The organism is Sulfurovum sp. bin170 (assembly GCF_010892395.1).
Taxonomy (GTDB): domain Bacteria; phylum Campylobacterota; class Campylobacteria; order Campylobacterales; family Sulfurovaceae; genus UBA1140.
The window spans coordinates 1-8,089 of the sequence record NZ_JAACKB010000331.1 but is presented as its reverse complement, the minus strand read 5'-3'; the positions used below and the strand labels follow the sequence as shown (position 1 = coordinate 8,089).

Below are 8,089 nucleotides of genomic sequence, written 5' to 3'. Positions count from 1 at the left end.
CCAGGGCTCGTTCGTGCCACCGGGAGACCCCCGACGCGCCGCCTCCGTGGCGGTGCTCGGTCCGAAGTTGAAGCGCGAACTCTTCGGCGAGGAGAACGCCCTGGGCCACTTCGTGCGCATCGCCGGCTTCAAATCTGTTTTCGATATTATAGCTCAACAAAAAATAACCATTTTTTCAAAAAATTAAATAGGAGAATATGATATATGAAACTAGAATGCTATCCATGTAAAGAGGGTCTCTATGACCCAGAGTTTGAACATGATGCTTGTGGTGTGGGGTTTGTAGCTCACCTAAAAGGTGAACAATCACACAATATTGTGGCTAAAGGTTTGGAGCTTTTAGCAAACCTAGAACACCGAGGGGCTGTGGGAGCCGAGAAGAATTCTGGTGATGGTGCAGGTATTTTGACACAGATGCCAGACAAATTTCTGCGTAGAGTTGTGAAGAAAAGTAGCAATATTGATTTGCCAGAGTTTGGCTCTTATGGTGTTGGGGTTGTATTTGTTCCAAGAGAACCTGATGCATATAGCGAGACACAGAGTATTGTTGAGCAGTGTATTGAGGAGCTAGGTCAAGAGTGTCTGGGTTGGAGAAAGGTTCCAACTGTCAATGATACGCTAGGTGAAACAGTAAAAGCCGTTGAACCAATTGTCAAGCAGGTTTTTGTCAAAAAAGCTGATAATATTGATACAGAGACATTTGAGAGAAAGCTTTTTGTTATACGAAAGTATGTACAGGCTAGAGTAACCGCTTCATCAGTTAGAGGTACAGGATATTTCTATATGCCATCTATGTCTAGTAAGACTATCTCCTATAAGGGGCAGTTGATTACAGAGCAGTTGCCTCTCTACTTTCCTGATTTAGAAGAGGAGGATTATGAGTCGGCTATCGCTCTTGTGCATAGTCGCTTTTCTACCAATACATTTCCATCATGGGCATTGGCTCAACCATTTAGGTATATTGCTCATAATGGTGAGATAAATACTCTAAAGGGTAATATCAACTGGATGAGAGCTAGACAGTCTCTGTTGCGTTCTAATCTATTTACAGATGATGAGCTTGATAAAATCTATCCATTTCTTATTAATGAGAAAAAAGGTAGTGATAGCTCCGTTCTTGATAATGTTATAGAACTTCTAACCCTTGCAGGGCGTTCACTTCCTCATGTTATGACCATGATGATTCCTGAAGCGTGGAGAGATGGTGAGATGACAGCCGATAGACGAGCATTCTATGAGTATCATGCAACATTTATGGAGCCTTGGGATGGTCCTGCCTCTGTGGCATTTACTGATGGTAAAGTTGTGGGTGCTACGCTTGATAGAAATGGGCTTAGACCATCACGATACTCTTTGACCAAAGATAATATCTTGGTAATGGCTTCGGAGCAGGGTGCTTTGGAGTTTCCAAGTGAAGATATTGTAATGAAAGGGCGACTGCAACCTGGTAAGATGTTCTTAGCAGACTTAGAGCAGGGTAGAATTATCCCTGATGATGAGATAAAAGAGCAGATGGCGACAGCCTATCCATATAAAGAGTGGATTAAAAAGCAGAAGATAAACCTTGATGATTTGTCACTTGACATTGAAGTTTGGCAACCAGACCATGAGACGGTAAAGCAGAGACAGAAGTGTTATGGTTATACGATTGAGGATTTGAAAACAGTTATTACACCAATGGCAAATGATGCTTATGAGGCGACTGGCTCTATGGGTAATGATGCGGCTTTGGCTGTTCTTTCTCACCGTTCAATTAACCTATACAACTACTTTCACCAACTCTTTGCACAGGTGACTAATCCTCCAATCGACCCTATTCGTGAGGAGTCTGTAATGTCTTTGACCTCTTATATCTGTTCACAAGGAAATCTCTTTCAACAGGTAGATGAGGATAGAAATTTTATTAAGCTTAATACTCCGATTTTAACCAATGAACAGATGGCAAAACTAAAAGGTGTAAGTAAATTTAATTTTAGAGCCAAATGTATAAGTATTCTCTTTGATGCAGATAAAAATGGAGATATGAGAGATGCTCTTGAGAGAGTAAAAGAGGAGGCATCCAAAGCTGTAAAAGATGGTTATGAGGTGATTATCCTCTCAACTAGAGGAGTTGGTGAGAAGTTAGCACCGATTCCAACTCTTTTGGCAACAAGTGCTGTACATCAACATCTAGTTAGAGAGGGGACAAGAACTAGCTGTGGGCTTGTGATTGAGTCAGGAGAACCAAGAGAGATTCATCACTTTGCTACACTTATTGGATTTGGGGCAAATGCTATTAACCCATTCTTGGCATTTGAGACCATTAAAGATATGCGAAATAGAAAGCTTATTCGTGAAGATTTAACCCAAGAAGAGGCTGTGACAAATTATATTACGGCTATTGGCAAGGGTATCTTTAAAATTATGTCAAAGATGGGAATCTCTACCATTCGTTCATATACAGGGGCTCAGATATTTGAAGCTGTTGGTTTGGGTGATAAGTTGGTTGAGGATTACTTTACAGGAACACCGTCCCGAATTGGTGGAATTGAGATAGATACTCTGGAGCAGGAGACGCTTCTATGTCACTCTTTGGCTTATCCTAAGCAGATAGTTGAATCCAATGGTCTGGGTGTTGGTGGGCAGTATGCTTATCGTCAGAAAGGTGAAAATCACCTCTTATCGCCAGAGAACATTTTCTTGTTACAACAGTCGACTAAAAACAATAGTTATGATACTTTTAAGCAGTATACCAAAACCGTTGATAGTGTTAATGAGGAGTATATTACCCTTAGAGGATTGCTTGACTTTAAAGGTCAGCACCCTATAGATATAGATGAGGTTGAACCTGTAGAGGGTATTATGAAGAGATTTGCGACAGGTGCTATGAGTTATGGTTCTATCTCACAAGAGGCTCATGAGACTTTGGCAATTGCTATGAATAGTATCGGAGCAAAAAGTAATACAGGTGAGGGTGGAGAGAATCCTAATCGATTTGGAACCAATAAAAACTCCAAAATCAAACAGGTAGCCTCTGGGCGATTTGGTGTGACAGCTAACTATCTTATCAATGCAGAAGAGATACAGATAAAATTAGCCCAAGGTGCAAAACCAGGGGAGGGTGGTCAGCTTCCAGGGGATAAGGTTGATGCGATTATAGGTGCGACACGACACTCAACCCCTGGGGTTGGATTGATTTCGCCACCACCACATCACGATATATATTCGATTGAGGATTTGAAGCAGTTGATTCATGACCTCAAAAATGCCAATGTCAATGCAAGAATCAACACTAAATTGGTATCAGAAGTAGGTGTTGGAACCATCGCCGCAGGTGTGGCTAAAGCCTACTCTGATGTGATTTTGATTTCTGGTTTTGATGGTGGTACAGGGGCAAGTCCTCAAACCTCTATCAAACACGCAGGTCTTCCTTGGGAGCTTGGACTTTCAGAAACCCATCAGACACTTGTAAAAAATGGTCTGCGAGGTAGAATCACACTTCAGACAGATGGTCAGTTGCGTTCAGGACGAGATGTAGCAATAGCTACACTACTTGGTGCTGAGGAGTGGGGGATTGCTACTAGTGCCTTGATTGTTGAGGGGTGTATTATGATGCGTAAGTGTCACCTCAATACTTGTCCTGTGGGGATTGCAACGCAAGACAAAGATTTGAGAGCCAAATATACAGGTAAGCCTGAACATGTAGTAAATTTCGTAAGATTCTTGGCAACAGAGCTTCGTGAGATTATGGCAGAGCTTGGATTTAGAACTATCAATGAGATGGTAGGTCGAGTTGATAAGCTAAAAGCAAGAGAGGGTGTAAAACATTGGAAAGCGAAACATCTTCACCTTGAAAAACTGCTCTATAGAATGTATGTTCGTGAAGAGGATAGTAAATATAAGACCATAGAGCAAGATCACGGAATTGATGGGGCTTTGGATAATGGACTTATTGTGACTATGAGAGATGCAATTGATAACAAAACTCCAATCAAAACAGAGATAAAGCTACGAAATATCAACCGAACTGTGGGAACAATGCTCTCAGCAGAGATGACACGAAAACATGGTGAAGTTGGTCTACCTGAGGATACGATTTATATCAAAGCTAATGGTACAGGTGGTCAGAGCTTTGGAGCGTTTGTCAACTCTGGAATTACCTTTGAGTTAGAGGGTGATGCCAATGACTACTTTGGTAAAGGTCTTTGTGGTGGTAAGCTGATACTCTATCCACCTGCAAACTCTATATTTGATGCAAACGATACAGTAATACTAGGAAATGTTGCCTTCTATGGTGCGACTAGTGGTGAGTCCTATATATACGGTTTAGCAGGTGAGCGATTTTGTGTGCGAAACTCTGGGGCTAATGTGGTAGTAGGTGCTATTGGTGACCACGGTTGTGAGTATATGACTGGTGGACGCGTTGTTATCTTGGGTGAGATTGGTAAAAACTTTGGTGCTGGTATGAGTGGTGGTATTGCTTATATCTATGATGAAGAGGAGAGTCTCTCTCAACGAATTAATGATGGTATGGTTGACCTTGATAGAATCGAGACCGATGCAGACTCTGATGAGGTTCGAGGTATGATAGAGAATTATGTGAAATATACAGGCTCAAAAGAGGCTAATGCTATTTTGGAGAACTGGGATGAGGCTAAACCTAAGTTTATAAAAGTAATGCCAAGAGATTATAAGCGAGTCTTGGAGAGTAAAGTTGCAAGAGAAGTAGTTGAAGAAGATAGAGTGCTAGAGTTAGCAGGAGAGGAGCAGTAACATGGGTAAAGTAACAGGATTTAAGGATTATGAGAGAAAAAATTTCTCTCTAGCTCCAGTTGAAGAGAGAGTCAAGCACTACAGTGAGTTTACAACTCCTCTAAATGACAAAGAGATGAAAGAGCAGAGTGCTAGATGTATGGATTGTGGTGTTCCGTTTTGTCACAGTAACTACGGTTGTCCTATAGGAAATCTTATTCCACAGTTCAATGACCAAGTCTATAGAGGTCAGTGGGAGAATGCATTCTATACTCTTATGAGTACCAATAACTTTCCAGAGTTTACAGGGCGTGTCTGTCCTGCAACTTGTGAGACGGCGTGTGTATTGGGTCTGAATGAGATAGCTGTTGGGATTAAAAATATAGAGTACTCTATTATAGAAAAGGCATACGCCGAGGGTTGGATGAGACCTCAGATTCCTGCTGTAAAATCAGGTAAAACAGTTGCCGTAGTTGGAAGTGGTCCAGCAGGTCTAGCTGTAGCCAACCAACTCTGTAAAGCAGGTCATATGGTAAGTGTCTATGAGAAAGACTCACGCATAGGTGGTCTGATTCGTTATGGGATTCCCAACTTTAAACTCGACAAGCAAAAAGTGGTTCAGAGACGAGTTGACCTTATGGAAAAAGAGGGTGTAAGATTTATACCAAATGCAAATGTAGGTGTAACGCTACCTATCAAAGTGCTACAAGAGACTTATAATGCAGTAGTCATTACAACAGGAGCAGGAAACCCAAGAGACCTACCTATAGAGAACAGAGATGCAAATGGTATACACTTTGCTATGGAGTTCCTATCTCAATCAAATAGCCGAGTGGAGGGTGAGAAGTTCTCTGCCGAAGATGAGATATTAGCAACGGATAAGCATGTTGTGGTTATCGGTGGTGGAGATACAGGAAGTGACTGTGTTGGAAACTCTATCCGTCAAGGTGCAAAGAGTGTAACACAGATTGAGCTTATGCCAAAGTCTCCTGATGAGCGAACGGATGATATGCCTTGGCCTACCTATCCAAGACTATTTAGGCTATCTACCTCACAAGCAGAGGGTAGTAGTACAGATTTTAAGATGGATTTTAATATCTTATCAAAATCATTCATCAAAAATGACAATGGAGATGTGACAGGTATCAACTGTGTCAAAATCAAATGGGAAGGCAGAGGGTTTAGCGAAATAGCAGGAACAGAGTTTGTGCTAAAAGCAGATTTGGTTCTACTAGCTATGGGATTCCTTGGACCATTGCAAGATGATGTTATCAAGGAGTTGACTCTTGATACTGATGAGAGAAGCAATATTAAAACAACAGGATTTGCAACCTCTGTGGATGGAATTTTTAGTGCAGGTGATAGCAGACGAGGTCAATCATTGGTTGTTTGGGCGATTTATGAGGGGCGTGAGTGTGCTGTTGAGGTTGATGAGTATTTGACTGGGCAGAGGAGTATGCTTAACTGTAGGAGTCGGGCTCATTGTGAGCTTTAACGATATTAGATTTCGTAGGGGTGTCCCTTGTGGGTACCCTAAAATCAAGATTAACATTCCACTAACATCCCTGTCATTTACGGCACTGGTTAGTCTTAGTCAGTCATTAAATTTTATACGCATTAATGAGATAGATTTATAAAAAAATGTTGTATAATTAAAATAAAGGTTAAAAAATATGGTTCAAATAAAGAGTCTCTCTCTAAGTGGATTTAAGACTATTTATGATTTAAAAGATATGGAGTTTGAAAAAATAAATATTTTTATAGGGGCGAATGGTAGTGGTAAAAGTAATATAGTTTCATTTTTTGAGATGATTAGCTATATGATGACAGATGCTTTTGGTCAATATGTTTCGGAAAATGGTTTTGCCTCGTCAATGCTTTATCATGGACAAAAAGTTACTAATGATATAACAGCAGAACTAAAGTTTGAATCAAGAACAGGATTAAGTGAATATACTTTTAGAGTATCTCATACTTTTAACGATAATCTTATTTTTATGGGTGAAGAAATTAAATATACACGAAAAAATTCACAAAAACCATTTATAAAAAATTTAGGGGATGGAGGATATAAAGAGTCCAAATTAAGAGAGTTGTATCATAAAGATATGACAGCTAAATATATAAAAAATTTATTAGCTTCTATTCGTGTTTTTCATTTCCATGATACATCAAAAACAGCTTATATTCATCAAGCTAGACCGTTAGAGAGCAACTCTACATTAATGAGTGATGCAGGAAATTTAGCTCCTTTTTTATATAGAATGAGAGATGAAAATCTCAAATATTATGACAGAATCATATCTTATATTAGGCAAGTTGCTCCATTTTTTGATACTTTTCTATTAGAAGCATTTAGAAATAGTATTCAATTAAAGTTTAAAGAGAAAAACTCCAGTTTAGAGCTTGGTAGTTTTAGATTGTCTGATGGAACTATTCGCTTTATTGCTCTTACAGCTTTGTTACTTCAACCTAAAAATACACTACCTAAAATTATTATTATAGATGAACCAGAGTTAGGGCTTCATCCAATGGCAATTGATATTTTATCTGAAATGATAAATATTGCTTCAAGAAATTCACAAATTTTTATTACAACTCAATCTGAACGACTTATAGACCACTTTGAACCTAAAAATATTATTATAATGGATAGAAAACAGGATGCAAATAATAGATATTATAGTGACTTTAAAAAACTTAATAACCAAGAACTATCAGAGTGGACAGATGAGTATAAACTATCTGATATTTGGAATAGCAATATTATAGGTGGAAGACCATGATTAATGTCTATATTATTGTAGAGGGGCAATCTGAAGAGAAATTTGTGAAAGAGATATTATCCCCATATTTTGCACATAAAAAGATTTTTTTACATCCTGAGAGAGTCATTACTGGTAGAGATAAATTGGGCAAAGCCTGTAAAGGTGGTGGAGATAGTTATAAACTATATAAAAATCATCTACAAAAACGAATAAAACAGTTTCATAAGCAGAAAAATTACTATTTTACGACGATGATAGATTTATATGCTTTACCAAAAGATTTTCCTAAACTTAAGGATGCAAAAAGATATTACAATAAGAAATATGAATACATATCTTTTTTAGAAAAAGCCTTTTCTGATGATATAGGGTTTAGCAATTTTTTGCCATACATTCAACTTCATGAATATGAGACCCTTCTGTTTTGCGATATTAATTGTATAGTTGATGAATTTTTCGATTTAGAAGATGATAAATTATATGAGAAGATTACTACAGATATAAAATCATATGATAATATTGAATTAATTAACGATTCAAAAGAGACAGCTCCATCTAAACGCTTAAATAAATATACAAATGGAGAGTAT

At 38.6% G+C, this 8,089-nt stretch carries 5 protein-coding genes; all 5 read left to right on the top strand.

Annotation, left to right across the window (positions count from 1 at the left end):
* On the top strand, window positions 1-187 hold a 187-nt coding region (locus GSY74_RS07855; RefSeq protein ID WP_164664550.1), incomplete at its 5' end, for an ABC transporter permease.
* 17 nt (window positions 188-204) lie between these two features.
* Window positions 205-4,752 carry a glutamate synthase large subunit gene (gltB, locus tag GSY74_RS07850; protein WP_164664549.1) on the top strand — a complete coding sequence of 1,516 codons (4,548 nt, stop codon included), beginning with the start codon at window positions 205-207 and terminating at the stop codon, window positions 4,750-4,752.
* A 1-nt stretch (window position 4,753) separates the two neighbouring features.
* Window positions 4,754-6,226: a glutamate synthase subunit beta gene (locus GSY74_RS07845; RefSeq protein ID WP_164664548.1), complete on the top strand. Its 1,473-nt coding sequence runs from the start codon at window positions 4,754-4,756 to the stop codon at window positions 6,224-6,226.
* A 178-nt stretch (window positions 6,227-6,404) separates the two neighbouring features.
* On the top strand, window positions 6,405-7,517 hold the full coding sequence (locus tag GSY74_RS07840; protein WP_164664547.1) for an AAA family ATPase: 1,113 nt from the start codon (window positions 6,405-6,407) through the stop codon (window positions 7,515-7,517).
* Window positions 7,514-8,089: DUF4276 family protein (locus GSY74_RS07835; protein ID WP_164664546.1), on the top strand; the 576-nt coding region annotated here is incomplete at its 3' end. The genes GSY74_RS07840 and GSY74_RS07835, both read left to right, overlap by 4 nt.